Annotated in this window: 1 protein-coding gene; it reads right to left on the bottom strand. The window is 33.8% G+C overall.

The features are described 5' to 3' along the window. Positions 1-969 (bottom strand): glycosyltransferase family 2 protein (locus BD31_RS08810; protein WP_486599233.1); only part of this gene is annotated, 969 nt, incomplete at its 3' end. Positions 970-983 lie beyond the last annotated feature (14 nt).

Consider the following 983-nt stretch of genomic DNA (forward strand, 5'->3'; position numbering starts at 1 on the left):
GTCAGTAGTTTCAGGCAGATTTGTCATAACCATATCAAGTTCAGCCTGAATTGTCAGTAAATGATTACGGATCACAGTAGGATCAGAAGAAGACACAACACCATCAAGATGGCCCCTAATTCTATCAAGAGGGTAAATCTCAGAATTATAACCAATAACAGCCATAGAACCACCAACTATTATGATTGCAATAATTCCAATCATAGAGAGTTTGTAAACAGTATTTGCAGTTCTTTCATTTTTAGTCTTTACATGTTTGGTTTTGATTTTATTTTGTTTAAAGCGAGTATGAGACAAACTCATGTAAGAGATATAGAAAAAGCCAACAGTTTGCAATCCAATTATTGGAACAAAAATAGGATTGTTTGAAAATATAGAAACAAAAATTCCAAGCACACCATAAACTCCAAAGAAAATCTCAAGAAGAGTTACTTTCGAGAAAGGTAAATTGTATGCATTATCTTTCCAATCATCTTTTGTTTTTAACATACCATATTTTGGAGTTCTAAGAAATTCATTTTTCTTTCCAAAAACTGCGTCAAAAACTGCAACAGTATTATTTACAGATAATCCTGCATTGTATACCAACAAGGTAGGCAGTATCTTCACTTTTGATTTCCATGACTTGTGATACATACTCTGTATAATGAGAATATACGCACCTGGTCCCATTGCAAGATAAGTTGCAATTGTTAACGCTGGAAGAAAGCTAATCACATAGAGATTAACTTGGCCTGCTAACAAAATTGGCAATGCCAAAAATTGTATCAACATTAATGGGTAAACAATATGACGAGTTAATTGGATAAATGCCTGAATCTTTGCTTCAATTGAGACTTTACGCTTAATGGCAATATCAGTAAGTAATTTAATTGCACATTGAATAGAACCTTTTGCCCAACGGAATTGCTGTCTTTTAGCTGCATTCATCTGAACAGGTAATTCTGCATCAACTACAATGTCTGGCAAGAAGACACATTTCC

The organism is Candidatus Nitrosopumilus salarius BD31, from assembly GCF_000242875.2.
Taxonomy (GTDB): domain Archaea; phylum Thermoproteota; class Nitrososphaeria; order Nitrososphaerales; family Nitrosopumilaceae; genus Nitrosopumilus; species Nitrosopumilus salarius.